Consider the following 367-nt stretch of genomic DNA (forward strand, 5'->3'; position numbering starts at 1 on the left):
CACTCGTTATTCTCGGACGAGTGTTCAGTAATGAACCTCTGGAGAGAACCATGTATATGATCGTTATCTGGGTTGGACTTCTGCTTTTAAGCCCAGATAACTGGCCTGAATATGTTAATGAGAGAATCGGTATTCCTCATGTGTGGCATGTTTTCGTCTTTGCTCTTGCATTTTCGCTAGCAATTAATGTGCATCGATTATCAGCTATTGCCAGCGCCAGATATAAGCGATTTAAGCTAAGAAAACGCATTAAGATGCAAAACGATAAAGTGCGATCAGTAATTCAAAACCTTACAGAAGAGCAATCTATGGTTTTGTGCGCAGCCCTTAATGAAGGCAGGAAGTATGTGGTTACATCAAAACAATT

1 protein-coding gene is annotated in these 367 nt (G+C 40.3%); it reads left to right on the forward strand.

Features of this window, described 5'->3' with window-relative positions; all coding sequences use genetic code 11:
• Positions 1 to 50: 50 nt before the first annotated feature.
• The coding region (locus tag J0A69_RS22460; protein WP_080726642.1) for a super-infection exclusion protein B at positions 51 to 367 on the forward strand (317 nt) is incomplete at its 3' end.

This window comes from Algoriphagus pacificus (assembly GCF_017254845.1).
Taxonomy (GTDB): Bacteria; Bacteroidota; Bacteroidia; order Cytophagales; family Cyclobacteriaceae; genus Algoriphagus; species Algoriphagus pacificus.